The following is a 23,292-nucleotide window of genomic DNA, read 5'->3' as shown; positions in this document are numbered from 1 at the left end:
CTGAAACGCTTTGCCTACAACAACCTGCTTCAGCCCTAAGGGCTTCTCTCTATAATGGCCGCGTCGTTACACTCAAGGTCTCAGTTTTGAAATATCTTAAATATTTTTCAGCAATTCCATTATTAGTACTTTTAACTGCTTGTAATACCACTGAAGCGCCAGCACCAGATTATCAGGGCAATTGGAAAAACACCGTGGAAAATCCAAAACTTGAAAATATTCTGGTTATTTCCAAAAATGGTGAAAATTATCTGATTACCAATACGATCAAAGATAAGGAAACCGGTAAAACCGAGAAAAAGAATCCGATGCCCGCTGCAGTGAACGAAAATGGCATGCTTCAGTTGAACGCAGGTGCAGGTATGGTCGATTTCGCAATCGATGAGAAAACCGGAAATCTGGTTGGTTCTGGCTCAATCTATAAAAAAGCCAAATAGGCAGTAAGATTTTTAAGCCACAAATAGTATTCAAGATGTCATGAATAAGGATATTTCATGGCATCTTTTTTAGTGGATGTTGTTATTGAATGAACTTAATAATTCAGCAAAATCCTCGACAAAATAATTCGCTTTGGCTTTGATCAAATCTATTTCATGAGCGGAGTGCTGATCATAAATTGCCACCACCTCGATACCTGCATGATTTGCTGCTTCTACACCGACCAAAGAGTCTTCAATAATTAGACATTCCTCAGGTCGAAGGTTAAACACTTGCAAAACATTCAGGTAAACCTGGGGATGAGGTTTAATGTTCTGGACATTTTCACGGGTGAGAATCAAGGAAAAGTCCTCATCAAAGCTGATTTTAGAATTAATATTTCGATTGTTATCCTGATAGCGCTGTACATTGAATAAACTGGTGGTTGTGGTTAAGGCCAGAGATATTTGTTGCTGTTTTAAAGCCTGAATCAGGAGGTCTGCCTGAGGTTTTAACTCGACGATATCATCCAGAAAATGTCGGGAAATACTATAACGACGATTTTTTACTTCTTCTTTAGCTGGTTCAAAACCGTATTGTTCTTTTAAAAATCCACAATATTCCAGATAAGGATCTGACCTATGTCTCAAGGCGGTAAGTTGAAGATCGCGCTGTTGCTGAATCTGAATCTCATGTAAATCGACTTTTCTGTTGGAGAGCTCATCAATCAGGGCTGCATCTACCTGATTCCAGATGCCTACAGAATCAATCAACGTACCATCTAGATCAAAACAGACCAGCTTTTTATCCTGAAACATATAAGATTTCTCTGTATTTTTACCATTTATTCGGTGGGGCTGAGTATATCGCATACGATTTAAATGTTTAACTGACCTGAGCAAACCGGGCTGGAAATTTTACGCTAAGGGACTTTTTAATGGATTTATTCACCTGTTAAAAGTATTTATTTACGGAAAATTACAGCGAGTTTAATCCTGAAAATAGTTGCGAAGTGTTATATTTTAATCTGACCCTCAATAGACTTATGCGGATGAAAGACCTGTCCGAATGATGAGAAAGTTAAAGGAAATGTATTTCTGTGTTTGAACTTGACTGTAAATTGCTCAGTATTTTTTATTATGTCTATAAATTTAAAAACGTATCTCAGGCAGCCGATCATTTAGATATGAGCCAGCCAGCGGTGAGCAATCTGCTGAATAAAATTCGCCAGCATTATGGTGATCCTTTATTTTTACGTATTGGCAATGAAATGCTGCCGACAGACCTGTCCAAACAGCTCTTTCCCTTGGTCAGTGAAGCACTGAGCAAAGTTGAAGCCATTAATAACTTTACTATCAATTTTGATCAGGTCACTTCACAGCAGCGCTTTACACTGGCAATGACTGATGTATCGCATCTGGTACTGTTGCCAAAAATTTCACAGTATCTGAAGCAGCATGCGTCCCATATCCGTCTGAATGTGCGTCCGATTACGTCAGAAACCAGCTATCAAATGGCCAATGGCGAGATTGATCTGGCTTTGGGCTTCTTGCCAAATCTGGAGAATGGCTTTTATCAGCAGAAACTGTTTGAGCAATATTATGTAGTGATCGCGGCGAAAGATCATCCGCGGCTCACGGGTGACAGCATCACGACCGAAGAGTATTTACGTGAAACGCATATCGATATTGATGCCGGGATGGGGCATTACCATATTGAAAATGAATTGCTGAATCTGGAACTTAAGCGTGACATTCTAATGCGTCTGCCAAGTTATCTGGGAGTCGGACTGGTAGTGCAGGAAACCGATGCGATTGCGACCGTGCCTTATTATTTGAGTGAAGTCCTGTTATCACGTGGCAATCTCAAGATCTTTAATGCGCCAATTGCGTTCCCGACCTATTCCGTAAAGCAGTATTGGCATATGTCCTGTCATCATAAAACCAGCCATCAATGGTTACGCAATATGCTGCATGAGATTTTAAGTAAATAACTCTACAACTTAAATAGTTTGATTGAGTTCTCATCTCTAGATTTTAAACTCCCGGTTCAAGCCGGGATTTTTTTATTTTGGTACATCTTGATGCCTTTTTCAGAGCCTTGCACCTGAAGTGATCAGTTCCATCTCAAAAAAAAAGTATTACGAATATAAAAAATAGTATTACCAGTTTGGCACGTCCTTTGCATCTATCTACTCAATCATAAAGTGATCTAGGGTTCCGATACATGAAGATTCATGTAGGTCTGCGACCGAGAGTTCACGGCTTAAGTTTCAAGCTCAAGCTACACGGAGGGATAAAAGCCCGGGAGGTAAACCGTACAAGATTGGGATGGATGCATATGAGCACAACTACTTATCACGAAGATCAAGTCCTCTGGACTGAACGTTTACCGGGTGGACACCACTGGTCAGCACGCATCCAGCGTGGCGCAGTTTTACAACTTAAATCTTTAGGCGCAAATGCTAATGTTTCACTGTTTTGTGTGAATAGCGAAGATAAGCTTGAAGCCTATAACATGCCAGACAGCTTAAAAGGTCAACACAGCGCATTTTTAAGTACAGGGCACATTTTGGCGTCTGATTTAGGTCGTGCGATGATCTCGATTGTTAAAGATGACCATGGTTGGAATGATGCCTTTTGTGCGCCAAGTACCGCACAGCAAATCGAACAACAGTTTGGTAAGCAAAGCTTCCAAGATGCGCGTAACGACATGTACCGCAACGGTAAAGACAGCTTGCTTTTAGAGATGACCAAATTTGGCTTATCGGCGACCGATCTTAGCAATACTTTAAATCTATTCTCTAAAGTGCAACCAGATGACAACGGTAACTTGTCTTATGTCGTATCTGACAATACTGATCAAGTAATTGAACTACGCTTTGAAATGGATTGTTTGGTGTTTTTATCCAGCGCACCACATGCACTCGACAATTCTAATGAATATGCACCAGCCGATATTCAGCTCTCACTCTTTAAAGCACTGCCTTTAGGCGACACCGATGTCTGCCGTGACTCATGCCCGCAAAATCAGCGTGCGTTTCAAAATAATAACCGCTACTACGCTTTAACTGCTTAAGGGGAATGATCATGACTGCACTCGTAAACCCAACACAAAATCATGAAAAATCAGTACTTAGCGAAGTTTGTCCTGCCGGTGAAGCATGGATGTGTGAAGTCAAAAAAGGCCAGTATTTCCGTATTGTTGATCTTGAAGGTAATCAAGCGGTGGATACTTTGTTTATTTCCGCACATAACCCTGAAGAGCGTTATAGCGCAACCGATACTTTGGCGATGAACCGTCAAATTTATCTAGAAAAAGGTACGACTTTATATACCAACTTTGGCAATAAAATTGCGAGTATTCATGATGACAACTGCGGTCGCCACGATACTTTAGGCGGTGCATGTTCATGTGAAAGTAACACGGTTCGTTATGCGCATGATAAATATCCAATGCACAGTTGCCGTAACAATTTCATGATTGCATTGTTACAACATCCGATTGCGAAAAAGCATGGTCTGAATGTGCGCCATATCGGTCCAAATATTAATTTTTTTATGAATGTACCTGTAACTTCAGATGGTCACCTGAAATTTGATGATGGGATTTCTGCACCGGGCAAATATGTGGAAATTAAAGCTGAGATGGATTTGATTGTGTTGATCTCAAACTGCCCACAACTAAATAACCCATGTAATGCCTATAACCCAACAAAAATTCAACTGATTGTCCGTGAAGGCGAGGTATAAGACTATGACTTTAAAATATGGGTTTAATAAAGTTCTCATCGCCAACCGTGGTGCAATTGCTTGTCGTGTCATCCGTACCCTTAAAAAATTAGGCATCCAATCGGTTGCGGTGTATTCGGAAGCAGATCGTGATTCCTTGCATGTGACTTTAGCTGATGAAGCGGTCTTTATTGGTGATGCACCTGCAAGCCAAAGCTATCTGAATGTCGATAAAATCTTAGAAGTGGCCAAATATACCGGTGCGCAAGCGATTCATCCGGGCTATGGATTCCTCTCTGAAAATGCCGAATTCTGTAATCTGTGTGAAGCTCAAGGCATTGTATTCTTGGGACCAAATGCCGAGCAAATGAAAGCTTTTGGTCTCAAACATACTGCACGTGAATTGGCAATTCAAGCCAATGTGCCGTTATTGCCGGGTAGTCAATTACTCGCTGATGAAGCTGAAGCACTGCTTGAAGCGGAACGTATCGGTTATCCTGTGATGCTCAAAAGTACCGCTGGCGGTGGTGGTATTGGTATGCGTTTGGTGTGGAATGCTGAAGAGCTGAAAGATGCTTACACAACCGTGTCGTATTTAGCGCAAGCGAACTTTAAAGATGCAGGCCTTTACTTAGAAAAATTCGTACAAAATGCTCGTCATATCGAAGTGCAAATCTTTGGTGATGGCAATGGCTTAGTTTTAGCTTTAGGCGAGCGTGATTGTTCGGTGCAACGTCGTAACCAAAAAGTGATTGAGGAAACACCTGCGCCACACATTACAGATGAACAACGTGCTTATATCCAAAACGTTGCGATTCAATTGATGCAGTCAGTGAATTACCGCTCGGCTGGTACGGTTGAATTTGTGATGGATACCGACACCCAAGAATTCTATTTCTTGGAAGTGAATACCCGTCTACAAGTGGAACATGGTGTCACTGAGCAAGTCTTTCGTGTGGACCTTGTGGAATGGATGGTGACCTTAGGCAGTGGTGATTGGGTTGCTCCAACGTCAAAACTTGAGTCGCAAGGTCATTCGATTCAAGTGCGTTTATATGCCGAAGATCCAATCAAAAACTTTCAGCCAAGTGCAGGGCTTTTAACGCATGTTGAGTTTGATGCCAATGTGCGTAATGAAACATGGGTAGAAACAGGTTCAAACGTGTCATCTTTCTATGACCCGATGATTGCCAAAATCATTGTGACAAGTGAGACCCGTGAATCGGCAATCCAAGCCATGACCGATACATTGGCTAAAACCCAAGTGGCGGGCATTGAAACCAACCTTGAATATCTACAAAACATTATCGACTGCAATGTCTTTAAAGCCGGTACGCAAACCACACGTTTTTTAAATACCTTTGAGTGGAAAACCCAAAAAATTGAAGTGCTCCAAGCGGGTATTCAAACCGCTGTGCAAGATGTCACTGGTCGTTTGGGTTACTGGGATGTCGGTGTACCACCATCAGGTGCGATTGATCCGCTGTCTTTAAATGTGGCAAACCAACTGTTAGGCAATGCACCGAATACCGCAGGGCTCGAATGTACCTTGCAAGGGCCAAGCTTAAAATTCCATTGTGATAGTCAAATTGTGCTTGCAGGTGGTGATATGCTATCGACCTTGGATGGCGTAGCCGTTCCAATGTGGCAAACCGTGAATGTCCATAAAGGTCAAATTTTAAAATGTGGCAAGATCGCCACAGGTTGCCGTACCTATATTGGCATTAAAGGCGGTCTGAATGTGCCTGAATACTTAGGCTCACAAGCAACCTTCACTTTAGGTCAGTTTGGCGGTCATGCAGGGCGTAACTTGCTCATTGGCGATATGCTTCCAATCACGGCATTTACATCCGATGAAGTGAATGCATTAAGCGAAGATCAAATCCCGACATTCTCAAATTCTTGGGAAATTGCGGTGATGTATGGTCCACATGGCGCACCTGATTTCTTTACCAAAAACGACATTGATACTTTCTTTGCCAATGAGTTTGAAATTCACTTTAACTCAAGCCGTACTGGTATCCGTTTGATTGGTCCAAAACCTGAATGGGCACGTCAGGATGGTGGTGAAGCGGGTCTGCATCCATCCAATATTCATGACAATGCCTATGCCATTGGGGCGATCGATTTCACTGGTGATATGCCAATTATTCTTGGGCCTGATGGTCCAAGCCTAGGTGGTTTCGTGTGCCCTGCGGTGGTGATCAATTCTGAGCTGTGGAAATTGGGTCAGCTCAAAGCTGGCGATAAAGTCAAATTTGTCCCTGTGAGCTATCATCAAGCCAAACTTTTAAATGAAAAATATCATGCGCAATTAAATGCACAAGATACACAAGCGGTCACCTTTGATGAATCGTTCTATCCTGAAATCAGCACGCTGAAATCTGCCATTTTAGATACTTTAAAAGGTCAAAATGGCACACCTGATGTGGTGTATCGTCCTGCGGGAAACAACTATATGCTCGTTGAATATGGCGAGTTGGTTTTAGATTTAAACCTGCGTTTCCGTATTCATGCCTTGATGCAATGGGTCAAAGATCAAAATATTCAAGGCATTATCGATCTGACTCCGGGTATTCGTTCACTGCAAATCCATTTTGATTCGACCCAGCTCGATCAGATTGATTTATTGCGTATGCTTCAAGTCGCTGAAGAACAACTGCCTGATGTGACCGAGATGCAAGTGCCATCACGTACCGTGTATTTACCGCTTGCGTGGGAAGATTCACAAACGCAATTGGCTACTGAACGCTATATGCAAACCGTACGTCCAGATGCGCCGTGGTGTCCGGACAATATCGAATTTATTCGTCGTATCAATGGCTTAAAAGACAAACAAGCCGTGAAAGATGTGGTCTATAACGCGAGTTATTTGGTCATGGGCTTGGGCGATGTATATTTAGGTGCGCCTGTGGCAACCCCGCTTGATCCACGTCAGCGTTTGGTGACCACTAAATATAACCCTGCGCGGACCTGGACGCCTGAGAATGCTGTGGGGATCGGCGGTGCGTATATGTGTGTCTACGGTATGGAAGGTCCGGGTGGTTATCAGTTTGTCGGTCGTACCTCACAAATGTGGTCACGCTACCGTAAAAACCCTGATTTTGAGCAAGGTATGCCGTGGTTACTTCGCTTCTTTGACCAGATTAAGTTCTATGAAGTGTCTGAAGCTGAACTCATGCACATGCGTGAAGACTTTAAAGCCGGTCGTCTAAAATTACGCATTGAAGAAGGTGTACTCAACCTGAAAGAATACAATGACTTCTTAACGGAAAACCAAGAGTCGATTTCTGTATTTAAAGCGGTGCAACAAGCCAACTTTGATGCTGAACGTCGTCGCTGGCATGAAGCAGGGCTTGCGGAATATGTATCTGAAAGCCTAGATGCTGTGGATGATGGCGAAGGTGTTGAAGTGCCTGAAGGCGGTTGTGCTGTTGAGTCACATATGCCGGGTTCAATTTGGAAAATTGAATGTCAGTCGGGCGATATTGTCGAAGAAGGTGCAACGCTTGCAGTCATTGAAGCAATGAAGATTGAGATTCCGATTATTGCACCTGAACGCATGAAGGTTGAAGCAATTACCATTGAAAAAGGGCAGACGGTAAAAACGGGGCAGGTGTTGTTTACGTTGGCGCCAGTGGCTTAATGAGATAGGTATAAAAAAGACCGCCTACGCGGTCTTTTTTTCTTTATGAAGCTAAATTATATTTTTGTTCTCGTAATTTAAACGCTCTATCTCCACCTTCAAGAATTTCACAAATATGAGATTTAATTGCTTTTTGACCTAAAGTTGATGAGCAAGATGGGTTGAAATCTAAGGACTCAATACTACCGCCTTTATATTGAAATTTATGATTATTCATATTTGGACTATGAGTCCCATGTTGATTGGCAACAATAATTAGCTCACTATCTGCATTTACCACCACATTTGCGTTGTGAGTCACAAGAATAATTTGTCTTTCCTTTTTCTTTTGTTTTAGGAAAGTAACCAATTCTGAATAGATAGCTCGATTATCTAAGTCATCTTCAGGTTGGTCGATGATAATAGGGCACTTACTTTCACTACAATCTAAAGTCATTTTTAACACTACAAAAGCTTTCTTGCCTTGTGACATTTCATTGTAGTTGTCACCATCATAAATCACGTCAAATTTTATTTTAAACCATGAATTATCAAAGAATTCTTTAGTAAATGTTTCTAAAGTAGTACCACCTCTAAAACGAACTTCTCCTTCTTCTAAGGATTCTACTATTTCATGGTATTTATCTAATAGTTCTATTTGAGAAGTAACTTGCATTTCAGCAAATAGCTTGGCTTTTTCAGGCTGTTGGTTAATTGTTTTTTTGATAAATTCATTGAACTTGAATTTATCAAATATATTCGTTGCAATTATTTGTAGATCTTGGCTGATTGTAATTGATGATATAGCCTGTATTAATTCGGAAGCTACATTGGACATTGATAACCAAATTGTACGTTGAAACTCAGTTGTCAGACTTTCCAAAGATTTTTTTAATTCAGCAATTTTTTCTAAAATATCATCAATTTCTTGAATCTTAGCTTTTTCAATATTTAGCCTTTCTAATAATGGTTTTATAGCGTCAGAAGACCTTAGATAGACTTCGACTTTTTGAAATATGTTAGTACTTTTGATACTTAAAATTTCTTGTTCAACTTTTAGGATCTGATCAGAAATAGTTTTCTGGGATAGCTTTTTGAATTGCTCAAATTGAGTAGCTGTAAATTTTTCTATTTCACTTGCAAAAGATTCAAAGTGTGATTTTACTAGCACATAATTTAAACTAAGTTCAAATGGGTTTAACAGTTGATAGAAATCAGAACTGTGCTTATCTTCAAGTAGTTCTTTAAAAGTAATAAGACCTTCAAGATTTTTATTAAGAATTGTCAAAGTTTCATTCGAAGCATTAAAACTTGCCATTTCTTCTTGAGTTATATTTCCAATATCATTATTTTGGATTTGTATGGATAATTCATTAACTTGATTTTGAATATCATCCTTATTACCTTTCTGTGTCAATTGTGATTGATAGTCAGTTAAAGAGCTTAAAATTGAAAAATAAGTAGATACTTTTCCTGAAATTTCATGTCGTAAAAAATCACTTTGTTCTTTAAATTTAGAGAAAAGCTTATTGTCTTTTTGCTGTATCAAGTCTTTAACTATATCTTCAATACCTTGATCTTTTGACTTTGAATACATATGTCCTTGGTAAAAATATTCAATGGGTCTACTATAATCCTCCTTACCATCTTGCCAAATAATTCTAAAATTTGAACAAAGCTCATCAATATGCTGAGATTGTTCAAGGGAGTTTAGTGCGGTAGGTTTTAATTTATTTGCTAGACATTGTAATAGGGTGGACTTACCTGATGATCGCCCACCGATGATAGAAGTTAAATTACCATTAAAGTAAATTTTTTCGTTTGCAACATTAGTATTATTTAACTCGATATAATCTATTACTTCATATGAGTTTTTTATTTCAGGGCAATGTTGTCCGATATGAACACGACTTTCAGGTTCATGAATAATTTGCTTTAAACCTTCAAAAGTTGGTTCAGCTTTGATCCAACAATAACGATTCATTTTTGGTTCGAATAACTCTTCGAGACAATGAGCATCGCTACCATGAATAGACGGTTTGAGTGAGCGATATTTTGAAATTATTCCCTCAGGGGATTCACTACCTTTTCCTAAAAAATATCTATAGTCCGAAGGTTTTGCAGAGAATAAACCGTCTGCTAATTGATAAATAGAATTTCTAAGGCTATAAACGGATGCATCTTGTTGCTGTAGAAGATCCTCGTGTCCTCTTAAAGCAGAAACACCATCATCACCATTTGCAACAAATACGAGTACTTCATTTCTTAAATTTTTGTTTACTTCAAAAACTTCGATTAATGTGGTGTGAGGAATGCAAAACTGTTCAATCCCTTTCTTGAGTGCTAATTTTTCATCATCTTTTTGATGCTCTAAAAGGTATAAACGTCCTAGACTTTTGAGCCCGAATTCATTAAGAGGATATTTGTTTCCATCACCATGTGCCATTTTAATTTGACTTAATATTTGATTCTCAATTTTCTCAATTGCTAGAGGGTTAAAGATTAAGTGCAAATTAATCAAAGTGCTTGAACTTGTTGTTGGTGAAATTCTTAACTCCATGTTGGGTATCAACAAAATTTTAGATATAAGAGCTTTTTCATCACTATCAAATTCACTACGAGAATCAATTTCCGCTTGGAACTTTTTTACTTCTTTATAATTATCAACACTAAAATAGTCCGTGATACCAATAACTTTTATATTTCGTTCTAAGGCTTTTCTGAAAAGCTGAACACAGTAGTCTTCAAAAGAAATATCCCCAAATTTATCATTTTTGGCTGTACCTTTTGTATGGACATGTAAGTCCCAACGTCCCCACTCAGAGCCACGGCTCATCACTTTTCCCCTTAATATAGTTTTAAAGAACAATTGTTTAATTATTAGATTAATTGTAGATAAATATTGTTTGGAAAAGAACCTATATGGAGGGTTTTTCTCAATTTAAATATATTTTCCACCGAACAGTTAAATTCTCAATACTATGTATCTAGAAACTATAAGCCTCAAACTAAATTGATATACATCAAAAGTGGTAAACTTATTGGGCAAGTTCAAAAAGCAAATCTAGCCACACTTTGATGCACTCTCGAACCCCAATGGTGCAAAATGGGCTATTTTTTAGCCGCACTTAATAAAATTAAATCATCCTTATTCTGGTTTATATATGTATGTGATCGATTTTAAAAGTATTCTGCTTAAATCTATTCTATTTTATATTGTGGCACGCTTAATGCATTTATTTATATACAACATAAATAGAGGAGAGCAATACACTTGATCACTCATAAGCACAAACATCGGTTAACCATTCATGTATAAAAAGAATAGCAAGGACATGAGCAATCAAAATGGAATAAACCGGTGAAATACAAAACTTACTTTTGCTTTAGAACAAGCCCCATCTCACTGTTATGGGGCTTTTTTTTTGCCCTTTTATGTAAGTTTATTCACCTTATCCAAATAACTAAAAATTGGCACGTTTTCTGCATTTTCCTAAGTAATACGAAATTTTGGTTTTGTAATATTTACAGGAGATGCACATGAACAATCCGACATCAAATAAAAAAATGCATCCATGGCTTCACTTTTTGGTTGAGCTGCTCAGCGTACGCGCAGGCTTTCACATTAAACAGTCTTCCCAATACCAACCCAAGGATCAACATCGTGCCTAAACAAAAATTGGCACGGATCAGTATTACCGTGCCAGAAACCACGCTACATGCGATGGACCAAAAAATTGTCGAGCAGCATTATGAAAGCCGTTCACAGGCCATTGTCGACATGATTAACCGCCACCTGATTGATGATCTGGTGATTCGCGATGAAGTCATGGTCGGCACACTCACCTTGCTCTACGACGTCAGCCTGAAACCGCTGCGCAGTCAGCTGGTCGATCTGCAGCAGCAGTATCTGGCGCAAGTGATCAATTCACTTCATATCCAGTTGGATGATGAAAAAATTTTGCAAGTCATGCTGATGCAGGGCGCGAGTAGTGATCTGAAAGAAATTAGCGAACAATTTATTGCACTGAAAGGCGTGATTAAAGGCCATCTCGAACTGATGGATGCCGTCATGCCGCCCATTCCACAAAATACCGAACACACTTAAGGAGAACAGCTGTGCACAACTTATGGACTGTACAGGACTGGCAACACGCCTACCAGAATAACAATATCCAGCTTAGTGACCTGATTGAGTATGTAGCCGAGTTGAATAATGACGATCATGCCTGGATATCAATTGCGACAGCAGCACAATTACAGGCACAAATTGATGCATTGACTGGTGCAGATATTGAAAGCTTGCCACTTTATGGGGTGCCATTTGCAGTCAAGGACAATATTGATGTTGCAGGGTTCTATACCACAGCAGCATGTAAAGAGGCAGCTTATCTGGCGACTTCCGATGCAACAGCAGTAGCCAAATTAAAAGCTGCCGGCGCGATTGTCGTGGGAAAAACCAATCTGGACCAGTTTGCGACGGGTCTGGTCGGTGTGCGCTCCCCATACGGCGCGGTGAAGAACAGCTTTAATCCTGAATATATCAGTGGTGGTTCGAGTTCGGGTTCCAGCGTGGTGGTAGCCAATGGATTAGTACCATTTTCACTGGGTACAGATACTGCAGGTTCAGGACGTATACCAGCAGGGCACAATAACATTGTCGGACTCAAACCGACCAAAGGCTGGTTTTCGACTACAGGCCTGATTCCGGCTTGTCGCACCATCGATGTGATTTCGATTTTTGCATTAACGGTGGATGATGCCTGGCAGGTGGCGCAAGTCATGCAAGGCTATGATGCTAGCGATGATTATTCCCGGGTACATCCTCAAAATGTACCGAGCCAATTTTCAAAAGGGAAAATTGCCATTCCGGATACACTGGAATTTTATGGCGATGCTGAAACTGAAAAAGCATTCCAGCTGGCGATCGCACGTGTACAAAGCTTGGGTTATACGGTTGAGCCGATTGATTTTGTTCCATTTCAACAGCTGGCGACTGCACTTTACAACCGCTCTTGGGTGGCTGAACGTACCAGTGCCGTGGAAAAAATGGTGCAACGTGAGCAGACCCATCCGGTAATTGGCCAGATTATAGCGCAGGCAGACCGGTTCAGTGCGGTCGATGCCATGCAGGATGAATATGAACGCGCCCGCCTGAGCCGTATCATTCAAAATACCTTGACGGATTATGATGCATTGATGGTGCCTACCGCACCTACCATTTATCGCATTACAGAAGTAGAAGCGGACCCTCTGGTAAAAAACAGTCACATGGGCGCTTATACCAATTTTGTCAATTTTGCCGATCTTTCGGCTTTGGCGCTACCCAATAGCATTCGTGCCGATGGTTTGCCAACGGGCGTGACCTTTATTGCACCAGCCTGGATGGATGAAGCACTGGCCAAATTCGGGCAAAAATGGCAGCAGGCGAGCCAGTTAAAGTTAGGCACATCTGAACTTAGCTATGAAAAAACAACTGAAATCTCATCGGGTCACAGCGTCAAACTGGCTGTCGTCGGTGCACATCTAAGCGGAATGCCGCTGAATTTTCAGCTGACCACACGCGGTGGCACCCTGATCAAGCAGACCCGGACTACTTCGCATTACAAACTGTATGCATTAAAAAATACCACACCGCCAAAACCCGGCCTGCAATACAGCGCTAAAGGTTGTTCAATTGAAGTCGAGGTCTGGGACATTCCACGTGCATTGTTTGGCGACATTGTCGCTGAAGTACCGGCACCACTCGGGATTGGCAATGTACAGCTCAGCGATGGCACATGGGTCAAAGGTTTTATTTGTGAAGGCTATGCCTTAGAGGATGCAACAGATATTAGCCATTTTGGTGGTTGGCGCGCCTATATCGAATCTAAAAAAGTCAGCAATACCAAGTTTAAATGCGCATGCATAGGGGAAATCGCACGATGATTAAAAAAGCCTTGTTGTCAGCATCTGTACTGACCACGATTTTATTAGCAGGCTGTGACAATACAGCCAAAGTACCGGAACCAAAAGCCAAAGCTGAAGGCAGCGTGAATACCAAGCCCATTACGATCGGTTACAGTGATTGGCCGGGGTGGGTGGCATGGCAAGTCGCGATTGAAAAAGGCTTCTTTCAAGAGGCAGGGATCAATGTTGAGTTTAAGTGGTTCGATTATTCAGCATCGATGAGTGCTTTTTCGGCCAATCAACTTGATGCCGTTTCGGTATCCAATGGCGATAACTTGGTGATTGCATCCGGTGGTACCAAGGGCATCATGATCATGGCGACCGATTATTCAGCCGGGAATGACGTCATTATTGCTAAAAATGGCATAAATTCGATTCAAGAACTAAAGGGCAAGCAAATTGCGGTCGAAAAAGGCTTAGTTGATCATCACTTGTTAAATACGGCTTTAAGCGATGCGGGTATTGCACATACTGATGTGAACTTGGTCAACGCGGTCACCAATGAACTACCACAAGTCTTTTCAAGTCCTGATGTGGCTGCGATTGCGGTATGGCAGCCGGTGGCCAATCAAGCCTTGAAAGCCGTTGCAGGTTCCAAGATTATTTATTCCTCTCAAGATAAACCTGGTCTGATTTATGACACTTTAACGGTCAATATGACGCATTTGTCTGCACACAAAGAAGAATGGAAAAAAATCATTCAAGTGTGGGATAAAACGGTGAAATATATTAATGATCCAGCCACACGTCCTGATGCCTTAGCCATTATGGCAAAACGCGTTGGTCTTGAAGCCGATCAGTATGCACAGTTTATTGAAGGGACGCATTTATTGGATTTGGCAGCCAATAAAAAGGTATTTGAAAAATCGAACAACTTTGATTCACTCTATGGTTCAAGCTATCACGTCAATGAATTTAACTTTAAAAATGGTGTATATACCCAAAAAGTCGATGTAGATGGGGTCATTTATCCCGAACTTGTACAATCTTTACCATAATCTTTTTTATACAGGCTTTTCGTATCGAAAGGCCTTTTTTCGTTAAGGGGGCTGTATGTTAAAAAAATTATCTCTTTCTGTGTTGGTTGCTTCAAGCTTAATTCTCGTAGGCTGTAGCAAATCATCAGATACCACAACTGAAGCAAAAGCAGTCAATTCAAGTACTGCTCCGATCCGTATCGCCTATAGTGAATGGCCGGGTTCACTCGCTTGGGAAGTGGCAAAGGCAAAAGGATGGTTTGAGGAGGCAGGCTTAAATGTACAACTTGAATGGTTCTCCGACTATAACGCATCAATTCAAGCCTTTTTGGCAGGCAAAATTGATGGGGCGAGTGTCGCCAATGGCGATAACTTTATGCTGTCTTCACAAGGTGTGAACGGGAGCATTATTTTGGTCAATAGTATGTCGACCGGAAATGATATCATTATTGCGAAACCGGGCATTGAGTCTGTTAAAGAGCTTGCAGGGAAAACCGTTGCATTCGAGAAAGGCTTGGTCAGTGAATTGTTCTTTACCACCGCGATGGAGAATGAAGGTCAAGATCCGAGCAAAGTCAAAGTCGTTAATGCGGTGACCCAAGAACTATCACAAGTCTTTAATACACCAGGGATTGATGCGATCACGCTTTGGCATCCATTTGGTTTACAGGCCCTTAAAGCTGTACCGGGTTCTAAAGTCATTTATGATTCAAGCAAAACACCGGGATTAATTTACGATGTTCTTTCGGTGAACTTGCCAAACATTGAAAAACGTAAAGATGAGTGGACCAAATTGATCGTGGTGTGGGACAAGATTGTGAAATATCTTGAAGACCCTGCGACACGTGCAGATGGTATTAAAATCATGGCAGATCGTGCCGAGATTAAACCTGAACAGCTTGAAAACCTGATGGCGGGTACGACCTTGCTCGATTTAGAAGATAATAAAAAAGTCTTTGTTAAAGGTGATGGCTTGGACTCACTGTATGGTTCTTCTTATAACGTCAACAAGTTCAATATGCGTGTCGGAATTTATTCAGAAAGCCCTGTTGTCGAAAATACCATCTATCCACATTTGGTCAATGCTGCACAAGCTGAATAATCCATCTAAGCTTGATAAAAAAGGGCTTTTTAGCCCTTTTTTATGACTCACGATTTAAGCGAAGTTCATGCTTCAATCAGCCAAACTTTCTCAATATCATGTGCAGTGACCCATAACACATCACCACACTGCATTACCGCACCACTTCCAGCATTCTCTTGTGCAGTGATCTGCCTTAAAATCTTGCCAGAAATCAAATCAATTTCGATTAACAATAGATTTGTCGTTCTGACCCAAAGTCTGTTTTTAGATGCAAAAATATCCCCACCATCGCCACGTGCATGTTCAGGGAGTTGAATGGTTTGAACACACTCACAGGAGAGAGCATCAATTTTTGAAACCGTGCCATGCTTTTGATTAAGGCTAAACACATATTGATCATTGGCCGAGATAAACCAAGGGGTTTCATCAACATCAATCACATGTGTTACACGGTTTAAGAAAGGATCAATCCGTTGTACGGAGGCGTGTTGAGTGTTGGTGAGCCAAATTGCACCTGCACCATAGCAAACATTATAAGAGCTCGGTAAGACTTCAATATGTTGTTCAATTTGACCGCGACACGGTGCAATTTTGGTGAGTAATCCTTCTGCGGAGACCACCCAAATGGCATCATCGGATGCCGCCAAACTAAATTCACCCGTTAAATCCGCAAGACCCGTCGGAATGATGGCTAAAACTTCATTACTAATCTGATCTATTTTATAAATGGATTGATTTTCTAGACTCGCCACCCATACTGCTGAAAATGCACACACCGGAATTCCTGCAGCCTTAGGCACTTGAATTTCAGCCACCACCTGATTGTCTTGAGCCGAAAACTTTTGTAAGACATCCTGATTGGTGGCCCAAATATAGCGGCCATTACTCGCCATAAAGTCGACAAAACCGGAAACATGCCGAGTTTGTAGCGCAAGATGTTCAATGGGTACTTCATTTGATTCAAGCAAAACAGCATGATTCATCTATGTAACTCCTGCATATTGATGACAGCACGGTAGCGCAGTTTCCCCTGACGTAACTTCTCAATCGCATCATTGACTTTCGAGATGGGAAATTCCTCCACCCAGGGCTGTATATGGTGACGTGAGCAGAAATCGAGGAGCTGATGCATGGCAATCGGTGTACCTGTGGGTGAACCTGTTAGACTAATTTGTTGATCAATTAGCTGAAAGCTTGAGATTTTAAGAGGAGCTTCGACCAAACCGACCACATGAAACTTTCCTTCAGGAGCCAATAAGCGAATGTATGCATCCCAATCGAGTGCTTGATTGACCGTATCCACAATCAGATCAAAATTTTGTGGGGGAATATCATCAAGCTGAGTCGAGGAAAGGACTTGGTCTGCACCTAATTGTTTTAGTTCATCATATTTTGCAGGGTTTGAACTAAACGCAGTGACTTTGCAGCCCCAAGCTTTGTAAAGTTGCACTGCAATATGTCCTAAGCCACCAATACCAATCACGCCCACATGATGAATCGCTTGAATACCATGTTGCAGTAAAGGGGTAAATACCGTTAAACCACCACAGAGTAATGGTCCAACACTTTGGAGATCCATATTTTCAGGAATAGGAATCACCCAAGAGGCTTGCGCACGGACATGACTCGCAAAGCCACCATGACGTCCTACAATCGTGGATTCAGATTGTTTGCACAGATTAGGTTTGGCCGACAAACAAGGATGACACGTTTGACAATGACCCGATTGCCAACCTAAACCGACCACTTGATTGGGGACTAGATGTTTTACCGTGCTACCAAGCTTTGAAATACGTCCAATGACTTCATGACCCGGAACGAAAGGATATTGTGTTTGTTGCCAATCATTATCAAGCATAGAGAGGTCAGAGTGGCATAAGCCACAGTACATGACCTCAATTTCAACCTCATCGGGGTTTAAGTCGTTAAACTCAAACTGATAAGGTTGAAGTGCTTGCTTAGGCGCATGTGCGGCATAAGCAAATACAGGCATCACTTATGCTCCTAAGTCATCATAATTGTGTTTACCAAAATGGACATTTGGACCAGTCAGTTGAATTTCGCCACGTTTGACCATCTCACGCATATAACGAAAGCCTTGCGCACTGACTTCAAATAGATGTTGACCTGCAATCACAGGCGGATATTTCTCTAAAGCTTCTGGCGTTGCAAATTGAGGCAACGGTTTAATCTCGACATCATAGTCACAAGCAAAGAATAGCGGGAATGAATAACGTTCATCACGGACTTTACGAACACGATGAGAGGTTGCAGTAAAGCGACCGCCACTTAAGGCTTCAATCATGTCGCCAATATTGACCACAAATGCATCTTCAATGGGAGGTGCATCAATCCATTCACCTTTAGAGTTCACCACTTCGAGTCCTGCTGCAGTAGGTAACAAGATGGTGAACAGCTCCATATCGGTATGTGCACCAAAACCAAAGATATCTTCTGCTTCTAGATCATGTGGATAGTGCATTAAACGTAGTTGAGAGGTGGGTCGTGTGACTAAACGGTTAAGCGCATCGGGTTCAAGTTGAAGGGCCAATTCAAAACCGCGCAGCAGCACACGTCCTAAGGCAATCACATCTTCATAATAAGCGCTAACATCTTGCTTAAAATTCGGGAGATCGGCCCATACATTCGAGCCATGCATCGGTTTTTGAGCAATCACGTCAGGATCATCATCAGGTAAATCCCAACTCAAATCGAAAGCTTCTTTATTGTCTGTTTTGTTGGGTAATTCTGCCAAATCAGGACGATCAATCGCTTCAACACGTTCTTCACCCGGTGGCACATATCCACGATGCTTAATGCCAAATTTGCCGGCGTAATACTGCATTTTTTCTTCAAAGGGTAAGGCGAAAAATGCTTTAGCTTGGGCTTGTAATGCTTCTATATGTGCTCTCGGAATGCGATGACCCTTAATATATAAAAAACCGACATGCTCAGCCGCTTTGCCGAGTTCTATCGCAACCTGTTGTTGATCTGCAGGATCTGCACTGTACAACCCTGAAATATCAATGACAGGAATTTCACTGAAATCTTTTTCAATCGTTTGAATGCTCATGTTACCCCCTAAAATGAGGCACGTATGGTGTGGAACAATGCGTGCCTTGTGAATTTACTAATGTCTGCTTAAATTTCAGTACTGTTTGAAAAGACGTTAATAATGACGATACCAAGCACCATAAAGGACAGCCCAATCAGCGCTGCCGTGTCCAAATGCTGTTTATAGAAAATCCAACCAATGCATGAAATCAAAATAATGCCTGCACCCGACCACAGGGCATATGTAATACCCACGGGGATGGTTTTCATGGTGAGCGCTAGAAAGTAAATTGCGATCAGATAGCCAATGACAGTGATCGTGGATGGAATCCATTGGCTAAAACCATTCGATGCTTTTAAAGCAGAGGTCGCAATCACTTCTGCCACAATTGCAATCATTAAATAGAGGTAAGCCATATTGATCTCACTTACTTGCTAGTACTGACTTTGGTCATACGAGGAATCACCGGTAAATCTGCCAAAGCAGGATCAAGTTCATCTTCTTCGGCATGCACCAATTGATCGACACGTTGACGTAAGCTTTTAAACTCAGGTGTCAGCATGAGGTCAGGATGACGTGGGCGTGGCAAGTCGACTTCAATAATTTCTTTAATCTCACCTGGGTTGGCTTTCAGTGCCACGATACGGTCGGCAAGTAGAATGGCTTCGTCCATATCATGGGTAACAAAAATGATGGTAATGTCGATGTTTTTCCAAAGATCCATTAAGTGACGTTGCATTTTTTGGCGCGTATGTGGGTCAAGTGCACCAAAAGGTTCATCCATGAGCAGAATTTTCGGTTCATTGACTAAGGCGCGGGCAATGGCGACACGCTGTTTCATCCCACCTGACAGTTGGTGTGGATATTGATTTTCGTATTTTTCTAAGCCAATGATGTTAATCCACTCGCGTGCTTGGGCTTCGGCTGCTGAATGACTTTGGCCCTTCATTTTTGGACCAAACATTACATTTTCTTTGACAGTTTTCCACGGAAAGAGGGTATAGCCTTGGAACACCATGCCACGCTCAGGACTTGGGCCTGTAATCGGTGTGCCATCCACTAAAATCTCACCACTACTATATGGGTCTAAACCTGCAACCACACGGCTAAAGGTCGATTTACCACACCCAGAGGGTCCAATCACACAAATAAATTCACGTTTATGGATTTTGAGATCTAATGCATTTAAGACCGTGCGTTCTGTTTTGCCATGTTTAAACTTTTGTGTGAGTTGTTTTGCTTCTAAGATCACGGGACGTTGGTAAATCTTGTCAAAATAGTGACGTGAATCAAATGCATCAGTATGTTCAAGCTGTGTCATTAGTGTGCTCCCGCTTTCCATTTAAATAAACGTTGACCGATTTTCATCAGGACGACATCGCAGATCAGACCGATCATCCCAATAATTAAAATTGCAGCGAAGACATTGTCGAAATGTTGGTAGCGTGCTTGCTGGGTGATAAACCAAGTAATGCCAGAGGTGCTGCCAATCAGTTCAGCCACAATTAAGTAAGTCCATGCCCAACCGAGCAGTACACGCAAATTACGGTAAATTTCAGGTAATGCTGCAGGGATCACCACATGTAACAGACTTTTGAGTTTATTTGTGCCCAGAGTAAAACCGGCTTCAATCAAGCTACGGTCAACCAAGCGTGTGGTATTGGCAATAATCAGAATTTGTTGGAACAAAGTGCCAATCACAATAATGGCAATTTTTGGTGCATCGTTGATCCCTAAAATTGCAACGGCTAGGGCACCAAATGCAGGTGCAGGCAAATAACGGAAAAATTCAACAAAAGGCTCGGTCAGTTGGGATAGCTTGTTTGAAAAACCGCATAAAATTCCGAGTGGGACACCGACTAAGGAAGAAATAAAGAACGCAGTAAAGACCAGCTTGATACTGTGCCACAGACTTTCATGAAACCAGGGTGCATTGGCCTGAGCAGGCTCCGTGGTAAAAGCTGTGATCAGTGCAATCGCAACTTCATGCGGTGCAGGCAGATAAATCGGGTTGACCAGAATACCTTGCGGCGGAGCCAGACCCTGATCTACCGCAGACTGCGCAGCAGAAAAAAACTGGTCTTTATCAATACGACTTTCGACCTGTAAATAGGCAACACTACCTGAATCAGTAATCTGGACTTGTGGATGCCAGATAAATGGCAAGTAGCTGACTGCACACCAAATTAAAATTGGTATTAAAAAAGACCCCAAGCCAAACAGCAATTTATTTCTTTGACTGAGTTCACGTGCAACGTAACTCATAGTGTTGCCCCTCAATATTACAAATTTTATAAAACGTAATACTAAATAAGCAAAATGGATGCCATTTCATCCCAAATCCTGAAATGACTTTAAAAAGGACTTATTTTTATAGCAAAAATTAGCAGACAACTCTTAATCATATTCAAGAAGTTAGATCAGAATGCAGAGATTTTTTAATCATTTTTTGGAAAATAGACTCAATGAAAAAGACCTGAAAAATCAGGCCTCTTTTTTCAGTAACATCATTTAGCCAATAATGTCTGCATGCTGGCTTTGCAAACTATAGATGCACTGTTCTGCAATCTGTTTTTTCTCGGCTACGGTCATTTCAATATCTTCCCATTTCTGCATCTGCTGCAGGAGCCAGATAAAATCATCGACTTTCGGTTGGGCACTTTTCCCAACAAAATTCCGGATAATATTCTTGATCTTGTAAAAGTCATAGACATGCCGCTGGGCGGAACATTCAAACTGAATAATCTGATAATCGACTAACATGTCCCATACTTCTGATAAATCACTGCGCTGCTTTAAATCATCCTGCGCTTTTTGTACTGCCTTGACCACTGCCTCTACAGTAAATGGATGCTGTTCTGCCCATTCCTGGGTCATGGCCAAGACTTTATCGGCAACTTTTGGAATGACATTCTGGCTTGCCGCGACGATAAAACTATAGCCTTCAAGTTTGGCCTGAATATTCCAGGGTTCTCCCACGCAAAAGCCATCGAATACCTGTTCCGCGATTCCTTTTACCATGGAAGGCGGTGGAGACGTCATCAGCTGGATATTCTTGGCCAGTTGTGGATCAGTCAGTGCCAGCCATTCTTTTAAGCAGTAATGGTGAATCGAATATTTATACACATAGGCCAGATTGATGGGATGATTCTGTTGTAAAGCCTGTACCAGTTTCTTTGAGGTGCTTTGTTCATCATCCTCAGGCTGGATACCGAGTTCATAGCACCAATCCTGGCGCAGGCTAATAAAAGCCTGATTCACGCTCAGTACTAGAGGGGTTTGCAAAGCCACCTGTAACTGGTCTGTGCCCAGGGCAGCAGCGGGCAACATGGCGGACAGACAATGTGCAGCATCCAGAAAGCCATAGGCCAGACGGTCACGCAAACTTGACCATGAGGCTTCGCGGATTAAATTGATGGTTAATCCTTGCTCGGCAAAATAACCCTGTTTTTCAGCCCAGAGAATGGCAACACAATCAAGTAAAGGAATATAGCCAATATTGAGTTCAGTTTTTTCTAATGTGGACATATGCTTTTCCTTATTGGCCCAGTAACAGCTTCTGTGCATCCAGTAAGCGTCTGGCCATTTCACCAATGGTAATCCGGTGACTCATGGCATTTTTACGCAATAAAGCAAAAGCTTGCTCTTCCGTTAAGGCATGCAGCTGGATGAGCAGGGCTTTGGCTTTATCGATATCTTTACGGTCAATCAGCTTGTCCTGGGTTTCTTTTAAATCGTTCAGCAGCTTTTTATGTTTGCGGAATTGTTCAATTGAAATTTCCAGAATGCTTTCTAGTTTGGTGGGATCAATACCATCGACAATATAAGCCGTGATTCCGGCATCAATCGCACTTTTGATGGTGTCTTTATTGGAGTTCTGGGTAAACAGCACGGTCGGAAGTTCATATTGGCTGACACAGCTTTCAATAATATCCCGATGCGGATGATCCATATTCAGCAGGATCACATCTGCATGAATACCCTTAACATGTACCATATTCAGGTCATTCAGGATTAAACAGGCCACCACCTGAAAATCATGTGAAAGTAAGGATTCCTGGATGAATTGGGCGCGCTCCAGATCATCATCAATAAGAGCAATTCGTAATTTGGACATGGAATATTTTCAAGTAAGGCCTAAGGAATATTCAAGCAGGAGTAAAGCAAAAAACATGCCATTAAATTGGTGCATAAAATTCTATTTTTCTGTTCAATTTAGTGCATAGCTTTAGGGATTTCAGCTGATGGCTGATCAAAATGAAGCGTTTAGGTAGATCATCTGCCTGAAATAAGGCGTTTTCTTATTGGAAAAGTTGGCACGATTTCTGCATTTATTAAATCGTCAAAGATGACTTTCAATACTAACAACGGCCAACGATGTCCGTTCTGATCGTAATTGCACTTTCAAGGAGTGTGATTGGTATTTCGTTCAGCACAGGATAAATGACATGGTC

Annotated in this window: 20 protein-coding genes and 1 riboswitch; of the genes, 10 read left to right on the top strand and 10 right to left on the bottom strand. The window is 41.6% G+C overall.

Features of this window, described 5'->3' with window-relative positions; translation table 11 throughout:
* Window positions 1-86: 86 nt before the first annotated feature.
* Window positions 87-437 (top strand): hypothetical protein, encoded by a 351-nt coding sequence (locus HGD77_RS08005; RefSeq protein WP_004731081.1) that lies wholly within the window; start codon window positions 87-89, stop codon window positions 435-437.
* 69 nt (window positions 438-506) lie between these two features.
* Here the strand turns inward: HGD77_RS08005 and HGD77_RS08000 are convergent, their stop codons facing one another.
* Complete coding sequence (locus HGD77_RS08000) at window positions 507-1,235, bottom strand: HAD family hydrolase (RefSeq protein ID WP_004731079.1); 729 nt, start codon at window positions 1,233-1,235, stop codon at window positions 507-509.
* 281 nt (window positions 1,236-1,516) lie between these two features.
* Between HGD77_RS08000 and HGD77_RS07995 the strand changes: the two genes are divergently transcribed.
* From HGD77_RS07995 to uca, 4 genes are all read left to right on the top strand, one after another.
* A complete protein-coding gene (locus HGD77_RS07995) occupies window positions 1,517-2,410 on the top strand; it encodes a LysR family transcriptional regulator (RefSeq protein WP_004280389.1) in 894 nt (297 codons plus the stop codon).
* Window positions 2,411-2,617: 207 nt separating this feature from the next.
* Window positions 2,618-2,729: riboswitch (guanidine-I (ykkC/yxkD leader) on the top strand.
* Between the two features lie 28 nt (window positions 2,730-2,757).
* Window positions 2,758-3,495, top strand: coding sequence for an urea amidolyase associated protein UAAP1 (locus HGD77_RS07990; RefSeq protein ID WP_034439367.1), 738 nt, complete (start codon window positions 2,758-2,760; stop codon window positions 3,493-3,495).
* Between the two features lie 11 nt (window positions 3,496-3,506).
* Window positions 3,507-4,169, top strand: coding sequence for an urea amidolyase associated protein UAAP2 (locus tag HGD77_RS07985; RefSeq protein ID WP_005262889.1), 663 nt, complete (start codon window positions 3,507-3,509; stop codon window positions 4,167-4,169).
* Window positions 4,170-4,173: 4 nt separating this feature from the next.
* The gene (uca, locus tag HGD77_RS07980) at window positions 4,174-7,794 is read left to right on the top strand and encodes an urea carboxylase (protein ID WP_168730780.1); all 3,621 of its coding nucleotides are present in this window, start codon (window positions 4,174-4,176) and stop codon (window positions 7,792-7,794) included.
* Window positions 7,795-7,837: 43 nt separating this feature from the next.
* Here uca and HGD77_RS07975 read toward each other — a convergent pair whose 3' ends face one another.
* Complete coding sequence (locus HGD77_RS07975; RefSeq protein WP_005266349.1) at window positions 7,838-10,609, bottom strand: TrlF family AAA-like ATPase; 2,772 nt, start codon at window positions 10,607-10,609, stop codon at window positions 7,838-7,840.
* Between the two features lie 704 nt (window positions 10,610-11,313).
* Here HGD77_RS07975 and HGD77_RS17145 point away from each other — a divergent pair.
* From HGD77_RS17145 to HGD77_RS07955, 5 genes are read left to right on the top strand one after another with little or no spacing between them, the layout of a single operon-like run.
* A complete protein-coding gene (locus HGD77_RS17145; protein WP_004647016.1) occupies window positions 11,314-11,445 on the top strand; it encodes a hypothetical protein in 132 nt (43 codons plus the stop codon).
* Window positions 11,438-11,881, top strand: coding sequence for a CopG family ribbon-helix-helix protein (locus HGD77_RS07970; protein ID WP_004280384.1), 444 nt, complete (start codon window positions 11,438-11,440; stop codon window positions 11,879-11,881). The genes HGD77_RS17145 and HGD77_RS07970 overlap by 8 nt, the downstream gene beginning before the upstream one ends.
* 11 nt (window positions 11,882-11,892) lie before the next feature.
* Window positions 11,893-13,701 carry an allophanate hydrolase gene (gene atzF, locus HGD77_RS07965; RefSeq protein ID WP_005266350.1) on the top strand — a complete coding sequence of 603 codons (1,809 nt, stop codon included), beginning with the start codon at window positions 11,893-11,895 and terminating at the stop codon, window positions 13,699-13,701.
* The gene (locus HGD77_RS07960; protein ID WP_005266351.1) at window positions 13,698-14,720 is read left to right on the top strand and encodes an ABC transporter substrate-binding protein; all 1,023 of its coding nucleotides are present in this window, start codon (window positions 13,698-13,700) and stop codon (window positions 14,718-14,720) included. The genes atzF and HGD77_RS07960 overlap by 4 nt, the downstream gene beginning before the upstream one ends.
* Before the next feature lie 55 nt (window positions 14,721-14,775).
* The gene (locus HGD77_RS07955) at window positions 14,776-15,801 is read left to right on the top strand and encodes an ABC transporter substrate-binding protein (protein ID WP_005222139.1); all 1,026 of its coding nucleotides are present in this window, start codon (window positions 14,776-14,778) and stop codon (window positions 15,799-15,801) included.
* A gap of 65 nt (window positions 15,802-15,866) precedes the next feature.
* On the opposite strand, the gene HGD77_RS07950 is transcribed toward HGD77_RS07955, so the two are convergent.
* From HGD77_RS07950 to HGD77_RS07915, 8 genes are all read right to left on the bottom strand, one after another.
* Entirely contained in the window at window positions 15,867-16,766 is a 900-nt protein-coding gene (locus tag HGD77_RS07950) for a hypothetical protein (RefSeq protein WP_004894896.1), read from the bottom strand.
* A complete protein-coding gene (ahr, locus tag HGD77_RS07945) occupies window positions 16,763-17,776 on the bottom strand; it encodes an NADPH-dependent aldehyde reductase Ahr (protein ID WP_005222137.1) in 1,014 nt (337 codons plus the stop codon). Before ahr ends, HGD77_RS07950 begins: the two co-directional genes overlap by 4 nt.
* 3 nt (window positions 17,777-17,779) lie before the next feature.
* A complete protein-coding gene (locus tag HGD77_RS07940) occupies window positions 17,780-18,856 on the bottom strand; it encodes an isopenicillin N synthase family dioxygenase (protein ID WP_004894890.1) in 1,077 nt (358 codons plus the stop codon).
* A gap of 68 nt (window positions 18,857-18,924) precedes the next feature.
* Window positions 18,925-19,254 carry a DMT family transporter gene (locus HGD77_RS07935; RefSeq protein WP_004894887.1) on the bottom strand — a complete coding sequence of 110 codons (330 nt, stop codon included), beginning with the start codon at window positions 19,252-19,254 and terminating at the stop codon, window positions 18,925-18,927.
* 11 nt (window positions 19,255-19,265) lie between these two features.
* Window positions 19,266-20,159 carry an ABC transporter ATP-binding protein gene (locus HGD77_RS07930; protein WP_005222134.1) on the bottom strand — a complete coding sequence of 298 codons (894 nt, stop codon included), beginning with the start codon at window positions 20,157-20,159 and terminating at the stop codon, window positions 19,266-19,268.
* A complete protein-coding gene (locus HGD77_RS07925; protein WP_005266355.1) occupies window positions 20,159-21,103 on the bottom strand; it encodes an ABC transporter permease in 945 nt (314 codons plus the stop codon). Before HGD77_RS07925 ends, HGD77_RS07930 begins: the two co-directional genes overlap by 1 nt.
* A 246-nt stretch (window positions 21,104-21,349) precedes the next feature.
* Complete coding sequence (locus tag HGD77_RS07920) at window positions 21,350-22,366, bottom strand: CmpA/NrtA family ABC transporter substrate-binding protein (RefSeq protein WP_005266356.1); 1,017 nt, start codon at window positions 22,364-22,366, stop codon at window positions 21,350-21,352.
* 10 nt (window positions 22,367-22,376) lie between these two features.
* Window positions 22,377-22,955, bottom strand: coding sequence for an ANTAR domain-containing response regulator (locus HGD77_RS07915; RefSeq protein ID WP_004280362.1), 579 nt, complete (start codon window positions 22,953-22,955; stop codon window positions 22,377-22,379).
* Window positions 22,956-23,292: the final 337 nt, after the last annotated feature.

The sequence above is a fragment of the Acinetobacter sp. NEB149 genome, assembly GCF_012516415.1.
GTDB lineage: Bacteria > Pseudomonadota > Gammaproteobacteria > Pseudomonadales > Moraxellaceae > Acinetobacter > Acinetobacter lwoffii_V.
Note: the sequence above shows the minus strand (reverse complement) of the source record. Positions and strands in the feature narration are given on the sequence as shown.

Bases quoted from the DNA above. Each gene is read 5' to 3' on its own strand.
- HGD77_RS08000 (WP_004731079.1), bottom strand. From the start codon at position 1,235: ATGTTTCAGGATAAAAAGCTGGTCTGTTTTGATCTAGATGGTACGTTG.
- HGD77_RS07990 (WP_034439367.1), top strand. From the start codon at position 2,758: ATGAGCACAACTACTTATCACGAAGATCAAGTCCTCTGGACTGAACGT.
- HGD77_RS07985 (WP_005262889.1), top strand. From the start codon at position 3,507: ATGACTGCACTCGTAAACCCAACACAAAATCATGAAAAATCAGTACTT.
- uca (WP_168730780.1), top strand. From the start codon at position 4,174: ATGACTTTAAAATATGGGTTTAATAAAGTTCTCATCGCCAACCGTGGT.
- HGD77_RS07975 (WP_005266349.1), bottom strand. From the start codon at position 10,609: ATGAGCCGTGGCTCTGAGTGGGGACGTTGGGACTTACATGTCCATACA.
- HGD77_RS17145 (WP_004647016.1), top strand. From the start codon at position 11,314: ATGAACAATCCGACATCAAATAAAAAAATGCATCCATGGCTTCACTTT.
- HGD77_RS07960 (WP_005266351.1), top strand. From the start codon at position 13,698: ATGATTAAAAAAGCCTTGTTGTCAGCATCTGTACTGACCACGATTTTA.
- HGD77_RS07955 (WP_005222139.1), top strand. From the start codon at position 14,776: ATGTTAAAAAAATTATCTCTTTCTGTGTTGGTTGCTTCAAGCTTAATT.
- HGD77_RS07950 (WP_004894896.1), bottom strand. From the start codon at position 16,766: ATGAATCATGCTGTTTTGCTTGAATCAAATGAAGTACCCATTGAACAT.
- ahr (WP_005222137.1), bottom strand. From the start codon at position 17,776: ATGCCTGTATTTGCTTATGCCGCACATGCGCCTAAGCAAGCACTTCAA.
- HGD77_RS07940 (WP_004894890.1), bottom strand. From the start codon at position 18,856: ATGAGCATTCAAACGATTGAAAAAGATTTCAGTGAAATTCCTGTCATT.
- HGD77_RS07935 (WP_004894887.1), bottom strand. From the start codon at position 19,254: ATGGCTTACCTCTATTTAATGATTGCAATTGTGGCAGAAGTGATTGCG.
- HGD77_RS07930 (WP_005222134.1), bottom strand. From the start codon at position 20,159: ATGACACAGCTTGAACATACTGATGCATTTGATTCACGTCACTATTTT.
- HGD77_RS07925 (WP_005266355.1), bottom strand. From the start codon at position 21,103: ATGAGTTACGTTGCACGTGAACTCAGTCAAAGAAATAAATTGCTGTTT.
- HGD77_RS07920 (WP_005266356.1), bottom strand. From the start codon at position 22,366: ATGTCCACATTAGAAAAAACTGAACTCAATATTGGCTATATTCCTTTA.
- HGD77_RS07915 (WP_004280362.1), bottom strand. From the start codon at position 22,955: ATGTCCAAATTACGAATTGCTCTTATTGATGATGATCTGGAGCGCGCC.